General features: G+C 60.1%; 17 protein-coding genes. 2 read left to right on the top strand and 15 right to left on the bottom strand.

Annotated elements, in window-relative coordinates; translation table 11 throughout:
* Nucleotides 1-21: 21 nt before the first annotated feature.
* Genes QMK58_RS07395 through rluC form a run of 3 tightly spaced genes read right to left on the bottom strand, consistent with a single transcriptional unit; the run spans nucleotide 22 to nucleotide 2644 of the window.
* The gene (locus QMK58_RS07395; protein WP_053161916.1) at nucleotides 22-1011 is read right to left on the bottom strand and encodes a S49 family peptidase; all 990 of its coding nucleotides are present in this window, start codon (nucleotides 1009-1011) and stop codon (nucleotides 22-24) included.
* A 24-nt stretch (nucleotides 1012-1035) separates the two neighbouring features.
* Nucleotides 1036-1695 carry an HAD-IA family hydrolase gene (locus QMK58_RS07390; protein WP_053161918.1) on the bottom strand — a complete coding sequence of 220 codons (660 nt, stop codon included), beginning with the start codon at nucleotides 1693-1695 and terminating at the stop codon, nucleotides 1036-1038.
* Nucleotides 1682-2644: a 23S rRNA pseudouridine(955/2504/2580) synthase RluC gene (rluC, locus tag QMK58_RS07385; protein WP_046037476.1), complete on the bottom strand. Its 963-nt coding sequence runs from the start codon at nucleotides 2642-2644 to the stop codon at nucleotides 1682-1684. Before rluC ends, QMK58_RS07390 begins: the two co-directional genes overlap by 14 nt.
* 701 nt (nucleotides 2645-3345) lie before the next feature.
* Here rluC and rne point away from each other — a divergent pair.
* Nucleotides 3346-6510, top strand: a complete 3165-nt coding sequence (gene rne / locus QMK58_RS07380) for a ribonuclease E (protein WP_053161921.1) — start codon at nucleotides 3346-3348, stop codon at nucleotides 6508-6510.
* Between the two features lie 138 nt (nucleotides 6511-6648).
* Here the strand turns inward: rne and QMK58_RS07375 are convergent, their stop codons facing one another.
* The 12 genes from QMK58_RS07375 to QMK58_RS07320 all read right to left on the bottom strand — a co-directional run bounded on the left by QMK58_RS07375 (nucleotide 6649) and on the right by QMK58_RS07320 (nucleotide 18108).
* Nucleotides 6649-7239, bottom strand: coding sequence for an NTP transferase domain-containing protein (locus QMK58_RS07375; protein WP_053161923.1), 591 nt, complete (start codon nucleotides 7237-7239; stop codon nucleotides 6649-6651).
* Complete coding sequence (locus QMK58_RS07370; protein WP_053161925.1) at nucleotides 7236-8219, bottom strand: XdhC family protein; 984 nt, start codon at nucleotides 8217-8219, stop codon at nucleotides 7236-7238. The genes QMK58_RS07375 and QMK58_RS07370 overlap by 4 nt, the downstream gene beginning before the upstream one ends.
* The gene (locus QMK58_RS07365) at nucleotides 8219-10540 is read right to left on the bottom strand and encodes a xanthine dehydrogenase family protein molybdopterin-binding subunit (RefSeq protein ID WP_320396087.1); all 2322 of its coding nucleotides are present in this window, start codon (nucleotides 10538-10540) and stop codon (nucleotides 8219-8221) included. The genes QMK58_RS07370 and QMK58_RS07365 overlap by 1 nt, the downstream gene beginning before the upstream one ends.
* A complete protein-coding gene (locus QMK58_RS07360; RefSeq protein WP_320396086.1) occupies nucleotides 10537-11007 on the bottom strand; it encodes a (2Fe-2S)-binding protein in 471 nt (156 codons plus the stop codon). The genes QMK58_RS07365 and QMK58_RS07360 overlap by 4 nt, the downstream gene beginning before the upstream one ends.
* A 246-nt stretch (nucleotides 11008-11253) precedes the next feature.
* Nucleotides 11254-12273 carry a UDP-N-acetylmuramate dehydrogenase gene (gene murB / locus QMK58_RS07355; protein ID WP_053161931.1) on the bottom strand — a complete coding sequence of 340 codons (1020 nt, stop codon included), beginning with the start codon at nucleotides 12271-12273 and terminating at the stop codon, nucleotides 11254-11256.
* On the bottom strand, nucleotides 12270-12734 hold the full coding sequence (locus tag QMK58_RS07350; RefSeq protein WP_053161933.1) for a low molecular weight protein-tyrosine-phosphatase: 465 nt from the start codon (nucleotides 12732-12734) through the stop codon (nucleotides 12270-12272). The genes murB and QMK58_RS07350 overlap by 4 nt, the downstream gene beginning before the upstream one ends.
* Nucleotides 12734-13498: a 3-deoxy-manno-octulosonate cytidylyltransferase gene (kdsB, locus tag QMK58_RS07345; protein WP_053161934.1), complete on the bottom strand. Its 765-nt coding sequence runs from the start codon at nucleotides 13496-13498 to the stop codon at nucleotides 12734-12736. The genes QMK58_RS07350 and kdsB overlap by 1 nt, the downstream gene beginning before the upstream one ends.
* Entirely contained in the window at nucleotides 13495-13680 is a 186-nt protein-coding gene (locus tag QMK58_RS07340; protein ID WP_003179363.1) for a Trm112 family protein, read from the bottom strand. The genes kdsB and QMK58_RS07340 overlap by 4 nt, the downstream gene beginning before the upstream one ends.
* A 24-nt stretch (nucleotides 13681-13704) precedes the next feature.
* Nucleotides 13705-14715: a tetraacyldisaccharide 4'-kinase gene (gene lpxK, locus QMK58_RS07335; RefSeq protein WP_053161936.1), complete on the bottom strand. Its 1011-nt coding sequence runs from the start codon at nucleotides 14713-14715 to the stop codon at nucleotides 13705-13707.
* The gene (locus QMK58_RS07330; protein ID WP_053161938.1) at nucleotides 14715-15143 is read right to left on the bottom strand and encodes an ExbD/TolR family protein; all 429 of its coding nucleotides are present in this window, start codon (nucleotides 15141-15143) and stop codon (nucleotides 14715-14717) included. The genes lpxK and QMK58_RS07330 overlap by 1 nt, the downstream gene beginning before the upstream one ends.
* Entirely contained in the window at nucleotides 15140-15775 is a 636-nt protein-coding gene (locus QMK58_RS07325; protein WP_053161940.1) for a MotA/TolQ/ExbB proton channel family protein, read from the bottom strand. The genes QMK58_RS07330 and QMK58_RS07325 overlap by 4 nt, the downstream gene beginning before the upstream one ends.
* Nucleotides 15776-15873: 98 nt before the next feature.
* Nucleotides 15874-18108, bottom strand: a complete 2235-nt coding sequence (locus tag QMK58_RS07320; protein ID WP_320396085.1) for a DNA internalization-related competence protein ComEC/Rec2 — start codon at nucleotides 18106-18108, stop codon at nucleotides 15874-15876.
* 136 nt (nucleotides 18109-18244) lie between these two features.
* Here QMK58_RS07320 and QMK58_RS07315 point away from each other — a divergent pair, with 136 nt between their 5' ends.
* Entirely contained in the window at nucleotides 18245-18760 is a 516-nt protein-coding gene (locus QMK58_RS07315) for a DUF2062 domain-containing protein (RefSeq protein WP_053161944.1), read from the top strand.
* Nucleotides 18761-18930: the final 170 nt, after the last annotated feature.

Genomic DNA, 18930 nt, shown 5'->3' with positions numbered 1-18930 from the left:
TCTTTTGACCTTGGAAACGTATCAGCGCAGCGACGGACCGTTAAACCCCATCCACATCGCCAAATGCTCAGCCACACTGGCACCGAGTTTTTTCGAGAAGCGATCGAATGGCGACTCCTGAACGGTAAAGTCCACCAACTCTTTCTCGCCGACTACATCTCGTGCGACCGAACTGGCATTGCCCATCCCGTCAATGAGCCCCAATGGCAGAGCCTGCTCGCCAGACCACACCAGGCCGGAGAACAACTCCGGATGATCCTTATCCTTCAAGCGATCGCCACGACCCTGCTTGACGCTGTTGATGAACTGGTGATGAGTCGTATCGAGGACACCTTGCCAGAAGGCGGTTTCTTCCGGCTTCTGCGGCTGGAACGGATCCAGGAACGATTTGTGCTCGCCCGAGGTGTAGGTGCGACGCTCGACACCCAACTTCTCCATGGTACCGACAAAGCCATAACCGGCCGCCGTCACACCGATGGAGCCCACAAGACTCGCCTTGTCCGCATAGATCTGATCGGCTGCACTGGCGATGTAATACGCCCCGGAAGCCCCCAGATCGGAAATGACCGCGTACAGCTTGATCTGCGGATGCAGAGCGCGCAGGCGACGGATCTCGTCATAGACATAGCCTGACTGCACCGGACTGCCGCCCGGGCTGTTGATGCGCAGAATCACACCCTTGACCTTTTCATCCTCGAAGGCCGCACGCAGGCTGCCAACGATATTGTCAGCGCTGGCCGGTTCTTTGTCGGCGATCACGCCCGTCACATCGATCAGCGCGGTGTAGTTACCACTGCGAGTGGCCGCTTTTTCCATGTCCATCAGCGGCGAAAACAGTGCCAATGCACCAAACAGGTACACAAAGGTCAGCAGCTTGAAAAATATCCCCCAGCGACGGGACCGGCGCTGCTCCTGCACGCTGGCCAGCAGGGTCTTTTCCAGCAGCTTCCAGCTTTTATCGTCACCGCCATCAGCGCTCGCCTTGGCGGGCGCTTTCCATTCGTCGGTCATGCGATCTACCTCAGCAAAAACGTATTAAGCCTGACGAAGCCAGGCGTGCAATTCGCAAAAACGGTCAATCGACAGTCGCGGCTCGAACACCTTCAACGCCTCGATGGATTGAGCGCCATAACTCACCGCAACCGAATCCATGCCGGCATTGCGCGCCATTTGAAGGTCAAAGGACGAATCCCCGACCATCAGCGCCTTCTGCGCAGAAACACCACAATGAGCGAGGATTTCTTCCAGCATCAGAGGATGCGGCTTGCTGGCAGTTTCATCCGCCGCACGGGTGATATCGAAATAGTCTTCCCAGCCATGCGCCTTGAGCACCCGGTCCAGCCCGCGACGGGCTTTGCCGGTCGCCACCGCCAAGTGATAACCCTCGTCACGAAACGCGGCCATCGATTCGACAACCCCCTCGAACAGCGGCGAAGGCACCGCCTCCGATGCGATGTAGTGATCGGCATAGTGCTGACGAAACGCGATGAGCTCGTCATCACCGATCTGCGGATACAACGTGCGAATCGCCTCGGGCAACCCCAGACCAATAATGCCCTTGACCGAAAAGTCATCGCACAATGGAAAACCGGATCGCTCGGACGCTACATGCATCGCTTCGACAATCCGGCCGATGGAATCGGCCAGCGTGCCATCCCAATCAAAAATCAGCAGTTTGTAATCAGATGGGCGCACTCAATCGCTCCACGGTCTTGGCCCACATTTCGTCTACGGGTGCCTGTAGTTTCAGCTCACCACCATCGGGCAGCGGCACGGTCAACATGTAGGCGTGCAGAAACAGGCGCTTGCCGCCCAGATCGCGGATTTCCTTACTGAAATCGTCGTCGCCGTATTTTGTGTCGCCGGCAATGCAGTGCCCGGCGTGCAACGTGTGAACGCGGATCTGGTGTGTACGGCCGGTGATCGGTTTGGCTTCAATCAGCGTGGCAAAGTCGCCAAAACGACGCAGGACCTTGAACACGGTCACAGACTCCTTGCCCTCCTCCTCATCGACCTCGACCATGCGCTCGCCAGAGCGCAGATTGCTCTTGCCCAGCGATGCACGGACTTGCTTGATCGAACTCGCCCAGTTACCGCGAACCAGCGCCATATAGCGTTTATCGACGCCATCACCGCGCAAGGCCGTGTGCAAGTGACGCAACATGCTGCGCTTCTTGGCGATCATCAGCAGGCCGGAGGTATCACGGTCGAGACGATGAACCAGTTCGAGCTCCTTGCAATCGGGACGCAACTGACGAAAGGCTTCGATCACTCCGTAATTCAAGCCGCTGCCACCGTGAACGGCGATGCCGCAAGGCTTGTTGATCACGATCAGCGCCTTGTCTTCGAAGACAATCGAGGCCTCGAGCCGCTGCAGCAGGCCTTGTGCCAATGGCACCGGCTCGTCGCGTTCAGGCACACGCACCGGCGGCACGCGCACGATATCGCCCGCCTGCAGCTTGTACTCGGGCTTGATCCGCCCCTTGTTCACCCGCACTTCGCCTTTGCGCAAAATGCGGTAAATCAAGGTCTTGGGCACGCCTTTGAGCCGGGCGAGGAGGAAGTTATCAATACGTTGGCCGGCATATTCCGGCGAGACCTCAAGCAGTTGTACGCTTGGAGTCGGGGGGGTAGTCGTCGTCATGCCGCGGATGATAACAATTTTTTATGGAATTGAAGCACTTAATCATTACTGCTATAGTCGCGAACGCCGCCAAAAGCGGCCTGGGCAGAGGACCATCGGTCAAAAACCGGCCCTGACCAACGCAATTCACCAGGACGCGAGGCCGTCCTACGCAGCGTTCGCTACGTAACGGTGGAGTTTGCAGGTGTAACGAGCGCAGGTGACATGAGGCCTGAATCACGCCGCATAACAGAGTATTTCACTCGTTCTGCGAGCCATATTCACGGCCAGTTCACAAAGTGCAGTCAGCTGCGAATGACCCCGAGCGAACGCTTCGGAAACAACGCCTAAATTAGCCATGATGCGTGACCTCCCCTTTCGGAGCTCACGGTAAATGCCAACCCGCTGCGGATTCTGCGCGCGGCAGCACCCGAATTATCAGGGATACGTGTAGGGTGGAGATGCACAACCGCTGGACTGTGTAGCAACAGGCTTTCATCAAGACGCTTCATCTCGTCCACAGCCGCTGGTTGATTCCTCCTCCTGACTGAGTGCTTAGTAGCCACAGCAAGCAGGACGCGTACGTCGCGATGAAGGCCCTCATTGGCCAGACTTCGCTGGACACGGGAATGGCCAACCACTCCCGACGCACCTGACACCGACCGTGAGAAGTCGTGTGTGCCGAACGCCGTTTCCGGCAGCCCGGAAACCGACGGTACTACATGAAAAGAATGCTGATTAACGCAACTCAACCCGAAGAGTTGCGTGTTGCACTGGTAGATGGCCAGCGCCTCTACGACCTGGACATCGAATCCGGTGCACGCGAGCAGAAGAAGGCCAACATCTATAAAGGCCGGATTACTCGCATCGAACCAAGCCTTGAGGCTGCCTTTGTCGATTTCGGCTCTGAGCGCCACGGCTTCCTGCCACTCAAAGAAATCTCCCGCGAATACTTCAAGAAAGCCCCCGAAGGCCGCGTCAACATCAAGGACGTCCTGAGCGAAGGCCAGGAAGTCATCGTTCAGGTCGAAAAAGAAGAACGTGGCAACAAGGGCGCCGCCCTGACCACCTTCATCAGCCTGGCCGGTCGTTATCTCGTCCTGATGCCGAACAACCCGCGTGCAGGCGGTATTTCCCGTCGCATCGAAGGCGAAGAGCGCAATGAACTGCGTGAAGCCCTGAACGGCCTGGTTGCCCCGGCCGACATGGGTCTGATCGTGCGCACTGCCGGCCTGGGCCGCAGCAGCGAAGAAATGCAGTGGGACCTCGACTACCTGCTGCAACTCTGGACCGCCATCAAAGAAGCTTCGCTGGATCGTTCCGCGCCGTTCCTGATTTACCAGGAAAGCAACGTGATCATCCGCGCCATCCGCGATTACCTGCGCCAGGACATCGGCGAAGTGCTGATCGACAGCGTTGAAGCCCAGGACGAAGCCCTGACCTTCATCCGTCAGGTGATGCCGCAGTACGCCAGCAAGATCAAGCTGTACGAGGACAGCGTTCCGCTGTTCAACCGTTTCCAGATCGAAAGCCAGATCGAAACCGCTTTCCAGCGCGTCGTCGAACTGCCTTCCGGCGGCTCCATCGTCATCGATCCGACCGAAGCCCTGGTGTCCATCGACATCAACTCGGCACGCGCCACCAAAGGCAGCGACATCGAAGAAACCGCCCTGCAGACCAACCTTGAAGCCGCCGAAGAAATCGCCCGTCAGTTGCGCCTGCGCGACATCGGCGGCCTGATCGTCATCGACTTCATCGACATGACCCCTGCCAAGAACCAGCGCGCCGTGGAAGAAAAAGTCCGCGAATGCCTGGAAGCCGACCGCGCCCGCGTGCAAGTCGGTCGCATCTCGCGCTTCGGCCTGCTGGAAATGTCCCGTCAGCGCCTGCGTCCATCCCTGGGCGAAAGCAGCGGCATCGTTTGCCCGCGTTGCAACGGCACCGGCATCATCCGTGACGTTGAATCGCTGTCCCTGGCAATCCTGCGCCTGATCGAAGAAGAAGCGCTGAAAGACCGCACCGCCGAAGTTCGCGCACAAGTGCCGATCCCGGTGGCCGCGTTCCTGCTCAACGAAAAACGCAACTCGATCACCAAGATCGAACTGCGTACCCGTGCCCGTATCGTCATCCTGCCGAACGATCACCTCGAAACACCGCACTTCGAAGTGCAACGTCTGCGCGACGACAGCCCGGAAGCCGCGACTAACCAGTCCAGCTACGAAATCGCTGCTGCCGCTGCCGAAGTGGAAGAAGTCCAGCCAGCCGCCGCGACCCGCACCCTGGTTCGCCAGGAAGCAGCGGTCAAGACAGCGCCAGCCCGCGCCAACGCTCCGGTTCCGACCGAAGTCGCCGCTCCGGCCCCGGCTCCGGTGGCAGTACCTGAGCCAAGCCTGTTCAAAGGCCTGGTAAAGTCGCTGGTCAGCCTGTTCGCCACCAAGGAAGAACCTGTTGCTCCGGCCGTGGTTGAAAAGCCTGCGACCACCGAGCGCCCCGCTCGTAACGAAGAGCGTCGCAACGGTCGTCAGCAGAGCCGCAACCGTAACGGTCGCCGCGATGAAGAGCGCAAGCCTCGTGAAGAACGTGCTCCGCGTGAAGAACGCGCACCACGTGAACCGCGTGAAGAACGTCAGCCACGCGAAGCCCGTGAAGAAACGCCGACTGTAGCTCGCGAAGAACGCGCACCACGCGCCCCTCGTGAAGAACGTGCTCCGCGCGCCCCGCGTGAAGATCGCAAGCCGCGTGGCGAGCGCGAGGAACGCGTTCGTGAACTGCGCGAGCCCCTGGATGCCACTCCAGCCGTCGCCCCAGCTGCCGCCGTCACCGCTGAAGAGCGTCCGGCCCGCCAGCCACGCGAAGAGCGTGCTCCACGCCCACCGCGTGAAGAACGCCAGCCACGTGCCGAGCAAGCTGCTGCTGCCGTCGCTGAAGAAGAAGAACTGACGACCAGCGAAGAGCAACTGCAGGAAGAAGGTCAGGATGGCGCCGAAGGCGATCGTCCACGCCGCCGCTCCCGTGGCCAGCGTCGCCGCAGCAACCGCCGCGAGCGTCAACGCGATGCCAACGGCAATGTGATCGAAGGTTCGGACGAATCCGAAGGCGACAACGCCGAAGCCCCGAGCACTGCCGACCTGGCCGCCGGTCTGGCTGTTACTGCAGCCGTTGCCAGCAGCGTGATCAGTGCTCCAGCCGAAGCACAAGCCAACGAGCAAGCCGAACGCGCTACTGCTGCCACCCTGGAAACTGCTCCGGTCGAAGCGCCAGTCGTTGAAGCGACCACGCCGGTTGAAGTCACTGCATCGCCAGAAGTCGAAGTCGCACCAACCGTCGTTCAGGCCGTAGCCGAACCGGCTGTGGTTGCAGAACCGGTTGCCGAGACCGTGACAGAAACCATCACTGAAGCCGTTCGTGAAGTTCGCGAAGAGCAGACCGCGTTTAACTGGGTTGCCGAGCCAGCCGTAACTGAAACGCCAGCAACTGCGCCAGCTGTGGAAGCAGAAGTCGCTCAAGCAATGGTTTCCGAGCCAGTGGTTGCTGCTGCCGAGCCTGCGCCGGTCGTTGAAGTGCCGGTTGTTGCCGAAGTAGCTGCACCGGTAGTCGAAGCGTCGGTCGTCGCTGAAGTGACCGAGCCTGTCGTCGAAGCTGCCCCGGTCAGCGCCCTGACGCCAAGTGGTCGCGCGCCTAACGACCCGCGTGAAGTGCGTCGTCGCAAGCGTGAAGAAGAGCGCCTGCAAAAGGAAGCCGAACTGGCTGCCGCTGCTGCACCGGCGCCGGTCGCTGCCGAAGCGGTTGAGTCGGTGATCGAAGAAGCACCACGCTCCGTTCAGGAAGCGGTACAGCAACACGAGCAAGCCGAGGAAAAAGAACACGAGCCTAAACCGCTCGTCTGATTCCGCCGGTCAATAAAAAGCCCCGCCTGGTGATCCTGGCGGGGCTTTTTTTGCAGTAAAAATCTAAAGATCGCAGCCTTCGATAGCACCTACAAATGATCGACGCAGGCGCTGCCGAAGGCTGCGATCTTTTTGATTTCACCCAAAGACCAACTTCTCCGGCACATCCACATCCCACAAAACCCCGGGATCATCCACCGCAACCTCAACCACTCGCCCTTGCGCAAACAACGGCTTGGCACCCCGATCACCCGACAGCGCCATCAATCCCGGTCCATATTTACGCCCGAAACCCACCGGATGCCCATAGTCACCGTCATGCACCGGCACACTGATGCAATCTTCATAAACCTGAGCCACAACTTGTTCGATCGTCGATGGCAAAACAAACGGCATATCTCCCAACACCACCAACCATCCACCAAGTTGCGCAGATACAGCGACTCCAGCAGCAATGCTGTCCCCCATTCCTGTGGACTCGATCAGCACGATCTCGCAACCATAAGCCTTCGCCATGCGAATCACCTGCGGGCGATCATCGGTGGTCACCAACACCCGTTTTTCCAGGTTGGCTGGCAGATTCAACAGAACATGTTCAATGACAGAGCGAACTGCTCCATCGCGACCGACGCAATCGGCCAGCAACTTGTCTTTCTCGACACCAGCGACCTGGCGAAACCGACTGCCCTGCCCCGCTGCCAACACGATGACGCCGATGGGCTCACTCATACATCCTCCTGCAGCGGCTTCTTCTGCTTCAACTCGACGCCATTCTTGATCGCCACGATTTCGGCCATGAGCGACAAGGCGATTTCCGCCGGGTTGTGACTACCGATGTGCAAACCGATTGGCCCGTGCAGTCGAGCAATGGCCTGCTGTGACAAGCCTAGTTGAGCCAGATTGTCCCGACGTTTCTGGCTGTTGACCCGTGAACCCAGGGCGCCGACGTAGAACGCCTTGGAATCGAGGGCTGTCAGCAGCGCCATGTCGTCCAGGCGCGGATCATGGGTCAGGGCGACGATGGCAGTGCGTTCGTCGGTCTGAATATTCAGCACCGCCTCGTCGGGCATGCCTTGAACGAAACGTCCGTGTTGCGCTTCCCAGCCGTAGGCAAACTCGGTGCGCGGGTCGCAGATCAGCACTTCAAAATCCAGTAATCGGGCCATTTCGGCGACATACCGGGACAACTGCCCCGCACCAATCAACAGCAAACGCCAACGCGGACCGTAGATTGCGCGCAAGGTCTGTCCGTCGAACGTCAGCACGTCCGACTTGCACGCGGGCGTCAGAATCACTTGGCCGGTTTTGAGGTTGAGTTCGCGGGCAACGATTTCATGGGCCTCACAGTGGACCAGCAATTGCGCGACCCAATCCGCATCATCGACGCGTTCCTCGACCAAACGCAGGGTACCGCCGCACGGCAACCCGAATCGCGCCGCCTCTTCACGGGTGATGCCGTAGGTAATCAGCTGCACCGGTGGTCCGTCGGCCGGGATTCGACCGTCATGCAGGCGCGCTATCAGGTCATCTTCGACGCAACCACCGGACACCGAGCCGATCACCACACCGTCTTCGCGCAAGGCCAACATGGCGCCAGGGGCCCGAGGCGCGGTACCCCAGGTCTGGGCCACGCTGTACAACATCACCCGCTGGCGGGCGCGACGCCACTCCAGCACGCTGCGCAGGACATTCAGGTCGGCGCTGTCCATCAGACACCCGCCTTCTGCCAGCCTGACAACTGATAGCGAACCGGCAGGTTACGAATGCGTTGGCCAGTGGCGGCGAAGATCGCGTTGCACAGCGCCGGAGCAATCGGGGGTACACCCGGTTCGCCGACGCCACCCAACGGAACGTTGCCCGGTGGCGTCACCAGATGCACGGCGATTTCTTTCGGCGCCAGGGACATGCGCGCCACTTCGTACATATGGAAGTTGTCTTGCTGAACCTTGCCGTCCTTGAAGCTGATTTCACCCAGCACCGCGTTGCCCAACCCCATGACACAGGCGCCTTCGAACTGGGAGCGAATCCGTTCGGGGTTGATCTGCGGTCCGCAGTCGACGGCAATATCGGCCTTGTGCACGATCAGTGCGCCATCATCTTTGACTTCAACCTCGATCACCGCTGCCACGTAAGTCACGAAGCTGTAATGCACTGCCAGGCCCAGCCCTCGCCCCTTCGGCAATTCGCGCCCCCAACCGGCAGCCTTGGCGGCGGTTTCCAGCACCGTGCGCAAGCGTGCCGTGTCAATCGGATAGCGTTCTGGCGATTCACCGTAGTTCCACTCTTCACTCAAGGTACGCGGATCGATCTGACGATCCGGGCCGAGCAATTTGATCTGGAATTTGAGCGGGTCTTGTCCGGCCTTGTGCGCCAGCTCATCGATAAAGCTCTGAATCGCAAAACCGTGGGGAATGTTCGACACCGAACGGTACCAGCCGACCCGGGTGTGCACCGTCGCTTCAGGATTTTCCAGGCGGATGTTGGGGATGGCATAGGCCATATTGGTGAAGCCCATGCCCAATTCAAAAGCCGCTTCATGGTTCATGCCCGGGGCAAACAGCGCGGTAATGCTCGGCGCTACCGTGCGATGCAGCCAGCCGGACGGCAAACCATCCTTGTTCAAACTGGCTTTGAGGTATTCCACCGACACGGTATGGAAGTAGGAGTTATGGATATCGTCTTCGCGAGTCCACTGCACCCGTACCGCTTTGCCGGGGAATTCCTTGGCCAGGATGGCGGCTTCGATGATGAAATCAGGTTTGGACTTGCGCCCAAAACCGCCGCCCAGCAATGTCACGTTGAAGGTGACCTTGTCGAACGGCAGACCGAGGCGCTCGCCAATCCGCTCGCGGGTCACTTGTGGCGCCTGACTCGGCCCCCAGGCTTCACAGACGCCCTCCTTGTAACGTGCGATGGCGACCATCGGTTCCATTGGCGACTGGGATAAATGCGGCAAGTAATACGAAGCTTCCAGCCTGCTGTCGGCACTGCTCATGGCCTCGTCTATGTTGCCGGTATTGCGCACTACCTTGCCGGGCTTGAGCGAAGCGGCCTCCAGCTCCTTGCGGTAGGCGATCGAGTCATAACTGGCGTTAGGGCCGTCGTCCCACTCGATCTTCAGCGCCTCACGCCCTTTGATGGCCGCCCAGGTATTGCTGGCCACCACGGCGATACCGCCCAAGGGCTGAAACTCGGAGGGCAGCGGACGACTTTCGATCTGCAGCACTTTCAGTACGCCGGGGACTTTCATCGCCGCACTGCCATCGAAACTTTTGACCTTGCCGCCGTAGACAGCGGGCCGGGCGATCACTGCGAACAACATGCCGTCGAAATGCACGTCGGCACCGTACACGGCGCGACCATTGACGATGTCGTCACCGTCGATGGCCTTGGTGCCCTCCTTGCCGATGTAGCGGAATTCAGAGGGTGGTTTGAGTTTTAGACTGTCACGCGCCGGCACAGCCAAAGCACTGGCTGCTGCCGCCAGCGCGCCATAATCGAGTTCACGGCCCGACGGTGTGTGGATGACTTTGTGCAGTTGTGCGTGGCATTCGCTGACCGGCACTTTCCACTGCTCGGCGGCGGCTTGTTCGAGCATGGTCCGCGCGGCGGCACCGCAGCGGCGCATCGGCTCGTACCAGTGACGCATGCTGCGCGAGCCGTCGGTGTCCTGGTTGCCAAAACGAACTTCGTCGCCCGGCGCCTGCCGCACCTTGACCCGTGCCCAGTCGGCTTCCAGCTCATCGGCCACCACCATGGTCAGGCTGGTGCGCACGCCCTGCCCCATCTCCGACCGATTGCAAACCACCGTGACCGTGCCATCCGCAGCAATGCTCACATAGACCTTGGGATCATCGATCCAGCCGTTGGGCATGCCATCGGCGCCAAATTTTTTCTCTTTCTCTTCGGCAAACGCATCCTGCCAACCCCAACTGGCCGCGACGACCAATGCGCCTGTGGCACCGACCCCCTTGAGGAAGCCTCGGCGACTGAGATTGCTCAAGGCGAAGTCATTCGGTAAATGGCTCATGCCTTGGCCTCTTTCAGGTGAGTGGATGCCTGACGGATGGCGGTCTTGATGCGATTGTAGGTGCCGCAACGGCAGATGTTGCCGACCATCGCTTCTTCGATCTGCTCGTCGCTCGGGTTCGGATGGATCTTGAGCAACGCGGTGGCGGACATGATTTGCCCACCTTGGCAAAACCCGCATTGGGCCACCGCGCTATCGAGCCAGGCTTGCTGCACAACTTTGCCAATCGGGTCGGTGTGCAATTCGTCGATGGTGGTGACGTTCTGCCCGACGACCGAACCGATCGGCGTGATGCAACTGCGCGCCGGAGCCCCCTCGATATGTATGGTGCACGCCCCGCACAGGCCCATGCCGCAGCCGAATTTGGTGCCGTTGTAACCGGCGACGTCGCGGATCGCCCAGAGCAGCGGCATGTCCTCGGTGACGTCGAGTTGATGGTCTTGATCGTTGAGTTTCAGGGTAATCATGGGCACGCCCGCATAGTGTTCGGGTTATGGGGTCGAGCAATCTGCCGCTGGAAGGTCAGCGGTTGGCATCACGCAGATCGACTCAGGCTGATGTGGGCTCTCTTGTGCGGACGAACACGTCTGCACCGGGCCTTTGATGGAGTGAATGGATTGCATCGTTAGCTCGCTAAGTTAACGCAGCATTAACAAAAAAGCCCTGCACTTTTCACGGTACAGGGCTTTGGAGTCATGCTTGAAAGCGTAGCTTCAATAGCGGTTCGGCTCCATTTCCAGCTCGACATGGAAACGTTCTGAAATGTCATTCTGAATGCGTTGCGCAAGATCGAGCAATTGCAATCCGGTGGCACTGCCGTAGTTGACCAACACCAGCGCCTGCAATTTATGCACGCCCGCGTCGGCATCACGAAAACCTTTCCACCCTGCCCGCTCAATCAGCCACCCAGCGGCCAACTTCACCTGCCCATCGGGTTGCGCGTAAGCCACCAGATCCGGGTATTCATCTTTGAGCCGCGTGGCCAGCGCAGCCGGCACCAGCGGGTTCTTGAAGAAGCTGCCGGCATTGCCGAGCACGGCCGGGTCAGGAAGTTTTTCGCTGCGGATGCTGCAAATGGCCTGGCTGACGTCGGTGGCGGTCGGATGCTCGATACCTTGATCGGTCAAGCGCTGACGCACCGGGCCATATTCAAGATGCAAATGTGCTGCGCGGTCGAGGGCGAAACGCACGCGCAGGATCAACCAGCGCCCCGGTTCCTGCTTGAAGAGGCTGTCGCGATAGGCGAAGTTGCATTCTTCCAGGCTGAAGTCCCGCAGTTCGCCACTCTGACGATCGAGAGCGGTCAGACCTGCGAAAACGTCCTTGATCTCGACCCCATAAGCGCCAATGTTCTGCATCGGTGCGGCACCGACGGTGCCTGGAATCAGGCTGAGGTTTTCAAGCCCCGACAACCCTTGCGCCAACGTGTGTTGCACAAACGGATGCCACGGTTCACCGGCCTCGGCTTCGATCACCACTTTGCTGCCGTCATCGCTGATCACACGAATGCCACGGGTGGCCATGCGCAACACCAGCGAATCGATATCCGCCGTCAGCAGCAAATTGCTGCCACCGCCGATCACCAACACCGGCACCTGGTGCTCCCGGCCATAGGCCAAGGCATCACGCACATCGGCGTCGCTATGGGCCTGGGCAAACAACCGCGCCTGAACGTCCACCCCAAAGCTGTTGAAGGGCTTGAGCGAAACCTGCGACTGAACCAGCAAACTCATAACCGTCCCTTCAATTCGATCACCAGCAAATCACTGGCGCGCTCGATCAGATCAAGCACCTGCTCGAATCCCTGATCGCCGTCGTAATACGGGTCTGGCACTTCGTCGACCTGCGACTCATAGCGACGCAGGAACAGATCCAGCTCGGCCTTGCCCTTGGCCGGTTGCAGGGCCTTGAGGTTGCGCAGATTGCTGTTGTCCATCGCCAGGATCAGGTCGTAGGTGGCGAAATCGGCACGGCTGACTTGCTGGGCGCGCTGGGCGGACAGGTCGTAGCCGCGCAGTTTCGCCGCCGCCTGACTGCGCTTGTCCGGCGCCTTGCCGACATGCCAGTCACCGGTTCCGGCGGAGGCGACTTCGACCTGATCAGCCAGCCCCGCTTCACGCAATTTATGCCGTAGAACGCCTTCGGCCGTAGGAGAACGGCAGATGTTGCCCAGGCAGACGAACAGAACGCGCATCAAGCCTCCAGCAGGCGCCGAACGCGCTCGAGGTCTTCAATGGTATCGACACCGGCTGGCGGTGCAATCAGCGCGTCGGCAACGTGAATCCGCACGCCGTGCCACAGAGCACGCAATTGCTCCAGACACTCGGTATTTTCCAGCCAGCATGGACCCCAGCTGACGAAGTCATGCAGGAAACCGGCGCGATAGGCATAGATGCCGATGTGGCGACGGTAAGGCACGCCTTCCGGCAGCTGTTCGCAACTCTGGGCGAAGGCATCTCGCGCCCAGGGCAGCGTGGCACGACTGAAGGTCAGCGCCAGGCCATTGAGGTCGCTGACCACCTTGACCACGTTCGGGTTGAACAGGGTTTGCACATCATCGATCGGCTCAGCCAGCGTGGCCATGCGCGCTTCGGTGTGGGCGGCCAGGTTGGCGGCGACCTGATCGATCACGCTCGGCGGAATCAGCGGTTCGTCACCCTGTACATTGACCACGATGGCGTCCGGCGCCAGCCCCAGTTTCTCGGCCACTTCGGCCAGGCGATCGGTGCCGGAGTTGTGATCTTCCCGGGTCAGCACCACTTCGGCGCCAAAACCTTTACACGCTTCGACAATGCGCGCGTCATCGGTGGCCACCACCACACGCTCGGCGCTACTTTTGCAGGCCTGTTCCCAGACGTGCTGGATCATCGGTTTGCCGGCGATCAGCAACATCGGTTTGCCCGGCAGGCGGGTCGAGCCATAACGCGAAGGAATGACAACGGTAAAGGCAGTTGTCATTTATCCAGGCGCTCGTCGGTGGTCAGTGTGCGCGCTTCGGATTCAAGCATCACCGGGATGCCGTCACGAATCGGGTAAGCCAGGCCTGCGCCTTTGCTGATCAGCTCGGTCTTGTCAGCGCTGAGCTTGAGCGGGCCTTTGCAGACAGGGCAAGCGAGGATATCGAGCAATTTGGTGTCCATGAACATTCCCTGGATAAAAACGGATTAAGGCAACAAACGAGACGGTAACAGGCGCATCAACTGCGTATCGAACCAGGCCACAAAGGCCGGCGATGGCGCAGCATCGACCGCCAGGTACCACCAATCGGCGGCGGCGAAAGCACGGCACTTCACCGCATCCTTTTCCGTCATCACCAACGGCAATGACGGCGTGAAACTCAAGGCCTCGACGCTGTACTCGGCGTGGTCGGCAAATGCATGTGGAACAGGCAGCCAGTGTAGCGTTTCAAGGGTGTTGAAGAAACGCTGCGGGTTGCCGATCCCGGCCACGGCGTGCACGGCCTGGCCTTTGGGAAAATGGTCGAGGGAGCGACGTTCGCCGCTGCGCAGATTGACCAGTTCGGTAGGTTGCAACTGGAAGGCAAAGCCATCGTCGCGGTCAGCCGGGGCGCCGTTGTAGAGCACAGCGTCAACGCTTTGCAGACGCTCGACCGGTTCACGCAACGGCCCTGCCGGCAAGCAGCGGCGATTTCCCAGGCCTCGGGCCGCGTCGATCAATACCAGCTCCAGATCCCGTGCCAGCCGATAATGCTGCATGCCGTCGTCAGAGAGGATCAGATCCAGTGGCTCACTGGCTACCAGGGCTTTGACGGCGTTGCTGCGGTTGGGGTCGATCATCAAAGGCACACCCGTGCGCTGGACAATCAACAGCGGTTCGTCGCCCGCGATATCGGCACTCTGTTCGGCCTCGACCCGCCATGGCAGTTGCGGCGGCTTGGCACCGTAACCACGGCTGACCACGCCGACCCGAAGCCCACAGCGCTGACAATGCTCGATCATCCACAGAATCAACGGTGTCTTGCCCGTGCCACCGACGGTGATATTGCCAACAACGATCAACGGCACAGGGGGTTGATAGATCTCGCCCTCGCCCGCCAGAAAGCGTTTGCGCTTTTTCATGACCACGCGGCGGTACAACCATTCCAGCGGCTGTAACAGCTTCAGGGCCGGATGACCGTTATACCAGGCGGCAAGCAATCGATTGGACATGGCCATCAGGGCGCGGGGGGCGCGGCCTCGACAGTGGTCATGCGCAAGTGGCTGAAACCGAGTTTGCCGGCGGCGTCCATGGCAGTAATGACGGACTGATGCTGAGTCTTGCCATCGGCGCTGATAGATAGCGGTCGGTTGGTGTCGCCATTGGCTTCTTTCTGCAGCGCGTCCATCAGCGAGGCCAGGTCGCTTTTAGCCAGGATCTGGTTGTTCACCGAGAACACACCTTCGGCGCTGATGGTGATGTCCACCGGCTTGGCCTGATCGTCCGCGGGCGAGCCGCTGACCGCTTCGGGCAGATCGACGCGCAACTGGGTTTCACGGGTGAAGGTGGTGGTCACGACGAAAAACAGCAACAGGATGAACACCACGTCGATCAGCGACGCGAGGTTGATGTCCACCGTTTCCCGTGGTTTGCGGCGGAATTTCACGCTTTGCTCCCGGACAGGTCCACATCACGGTCGCCCTGAACCACCTCGACCAGCTTGATGGCCTCTTGCTCCATACCGACCACCAGCTCATCGATCCGGCGTTGAAGGAATCGGTGGAAAAACACCGCCGGGATACCGACCATCAGGCCTGCGGCTGTGGTGATCAAGGCTTTGGAGATACCACCGGCCAATACCGAGGCGTTGGTCGTCATGCCACTACCGGTGAAGGCACTGAAAATGTCGATCATGCCCAGAACCGTACCCAAAAGCCCCAGCAACGGAGCCATGGCAGCGATCGTTCCCAGCGCATTGACGTAGCGTTCCAGCTCATGAATGACCCGTTGTGCAGCCTCTTCAATGCACTCTTTCATGATCTCACGACCATGCTTGGAGTTGGCCAGGCCCGCCGCCAGGATCTCGCCCAACGGCGAGTTGGCGCGCAATTCCTTGAGTTTTTCCTTGTTGAGTTGTTTGTCCTTGATCCAGACCCAGACCTGGCCAAGCAAGTGCTCCGGGGTCACACGGCTGGCTCTCAGGGTCCATAGACGCTCAGCGACAATCGCCATGGCCGCAATGGAACTCAAAATGATCGGCAGCATCATCCAGCCGCCGGATTTGACCAATTCCCACACAGTGACAATCCCCTCGAAAAAGTGCGCCACTCTAACATAGGGGGTCGACGCATCGAAGACCGTGATGTCGCTTCCGGTCGGGCTCTGATAATTGCGGATTATTGGCTTTGCGGTGCTGGTTCACGCCAGAAACGCCGCTCCTGACGCATCGTCCAGGGTGCTTCGAAGCGTCCCAATTGCAGACGGATGGCGCCCTGTTCGGCGCTATCGTAAATCGCCATGTCTCGGTTGCGGTAACGCTGGATGACGGTTGGATGCGGATGTCCGAACGAGTTGCCCTGTCCACGGGAGATCAGCGCGCCTTTGGGCTGCAACACATTCAGCAGCGCCTTGGACGACGAGCTTCGACTACCGTGGTGCGGTGCCTGCAACCAATCGATGGGCACGGCCATGGGGCTGTCCAGCAGGGCTCGCTCGGCAAAGACATCAATGTCGCCGCTCAACAGCAACCGTTCGCCATTGGCCTCGATCAGCAATACACAGGAGTTCTGATTGCTGTCGCTGGCCAATGGCCAATGCCAAAGCTGGAAGTCAACGCTGTCCCAGGTCCATCGCCGGCCGCTCTCACAACGCCCGGCTCGCAACTGTGCAGGCAAGTCAGACGGCTCACCACTGATCACCTGTTTCACCGGCAGGCCCTTGGCAACCGACTGGGCACCGCCGGCATGATCGGCATGGGCATGGCTGATCAACATCAGGTCCAGATCCTCCACCCCCAGTTTGCGCAATGCCGGCAACACCACCCGCTCCCCCTGATCAAGTTCTCCGAAGCGTGGTCCGGCATCAAACAGCAATGTGTGATGCCGAGTACGCACGAGGATTGCCAGACCCTGACCGACATCCAGTTGCCAGACTTCAGCGATACCTTCCTGCACCATCGTCCGGGGCGCAAACACCAGCATCAACAGCATCGGCCACCCTAAGGGTCGCATCGGCACGCCTCGGGGCAGTAATAGCAAAAAGGCGCCAACGGCACCGATTGCCCAGGCCCAGAGCGGAACGGCCGCGGGCACCCATGCGGGAACCTGACCGGACACCAGCCGCAGCCCCCTGAACCACCCATCGATCAAACCGCCCGCCAGCCACAGCAATCCCTCCCCCACAAAAGGCACGGGCAGCAGCAGCGTCCCGAGCAACGCAGGGGGAAGCACCACCAGACTGACCCAGGGCACCGCAAACAAATTGGCCAGTGGGCCGCTCAGGCTGACTGGCAATCCCAATGCGAGTAACAATGGGCACAGCCCGATCGCGATCAACCACTGGGCACGGGTCCAGGTCTGCCACCATCGCCAAGGTCCCAGACGGCCTGCGAATGTAAAGACCAATACCGCCACTGCAGCAAAAGACAACCAGAACCCGGGGAGCAAGCTGGTCAGCGGATCGAACAACAGAACGCCATTGAGCGCCAGCAGCAGCGCCCACCAGGCGCTGTGGTGACGAAAACGCAGACGCCACAACAACACCAGACCGATCATCAGGCAGGCCCGTCTTACCGGCACTCCGAACCCGGCAAGCAGTGCGTAGCCGAGTGCGGCGGCAAACGCCAGCCCGCACGCCCAAGGTAACCACGGCAGTCGACTGGGCCACAGGCCAAGGCGGGCCATGCCGGCGATCAACAAATAGATGAGCCCGGCAAGCAAACCGATGTGCTGCCCGGAGATCACCAACAGGTGCACGGTGCCGCTGTCCTGCAACACTTGCCAGTCCTCACGCGTCAGCCCGGCACCGTCTCCGAGGACCAGCGCAATCAGCGCTCCGGTCCTTCCCTGGGCATCCACGGTCTGCAAACGCTGACGAACAGCATCACGCCAAGCTCCACTCGCCGGCATAAGACGTTGACCATCCTTGACCGTCCCGGTTGCCCCAATGCGTTGTGCCAGTAGCCAGGCCTCGTAGTCGAAGGCGTGGGGGTTGAGCAGCCCCACCGGACGCTTCAACTTGACTGCCAGGCGCCAGCGCTCACCGCTGCTCACCGGCGGTCCGCCGTACCAGGCCAGACGCATTTTTTGCGGCAGGCGGACGCGGCGGGACAGGCTGTTGCTCAACTCGAATCGAACGACACCGTCATCATGCCGGGGCAAACCGGTCACTCGACCTTCGATCCAGCGGGTTTCCCCATCCAGCGCCGGTGTTAACCGTTCATCCATGGCCCATTGCGCACTTGCGCAGGCCCAACTGAACCCGAACAGAAAAAACGCCACCGGGTACATCCTGAACGGCAGCAACATCAAACCCCCCACCGGCATCACCCACCACAACCAGACCGGCGGTAGTGCCGGTAAAAAACGCAAGGCCAACAATCCCAGCGCCAGCGCCATCATCCCTATGCGCATAAGCCCGTCCTTGAGAGTCCCAGCCCTAGGCTTAGCCCGTCCGTCGTATCGACGTCGTTATCAATTGTCACAAAGTCTGAATGGGCAGTTCATGGATTCCAGACATACTTGCCGCCTTGACCGACCGAGAAGCCTTATGCCCCGGCGCTTATTCAAACGTTACATGCCAGATCCGATCAGCATCAGGGAACACAAATCCTTACGCTTTCTAGGCACGCTGCTGCATGACCCGAATCTTTGGCACCTGAACCGGCACTCGGTTGCACGCGCCATGGCGGTCGGCCTGTTCGCGGCGTTCCTGCCGATTCCGATGCAGATGCTGCTGGCGTCGATCCTGGCCATTGTGGTGCGCGGCAACATGCCGATTGCGGTGAGCCTGGTCTGGCTGACCAATCCCATCACCATGCCCGCCGTGTTCTTCTGCACGTACCAGACCGGTGCCTGGCTGATGGATGTTCCCACCCGGCACCTGCCGGATGAACTGACCTGGGAATGGGTCAGCGGAGAACTCTCGACGTTGTGGCAGCCGTTTTTGTTGGGTTCGGTGGTGACGGGGGTGGTCCTTGGCGCATTGGCCTATTGCCTGGTGATGATGTATTGGCGCTGGTGGGTGGCGCGGCAATGGAAGCGGCGCAAGAAAAGCAGGATGTGAGAATGCAGAACGGCCTCCGATATGGGAGGCCGTTTTTTTTGCATTTTAAGGGAGGGGGGTACATATCCGTTGCTGCGGTGACGGCGGCTATTGGTTCCGCCCTTACGGCGGGGCACTTGGAAAAAACGGAACGCCGCCCGGCCCCAAGTAACCAAGGGCTCTTGCCCCTG

Source organism: Pseudomonas sp. P8_241, from assembly GCF_034008315.1.
Classification (GTDB): domain Bacteria; phylum Pseudomonadota; class Gammaproteobacteria; order Pseudomonadales; family Pseudomonadaceae; genus Aquipseudomonas.
This window is presented reverse-complemented; position numbering and strand designations above follow the sequence as displayed.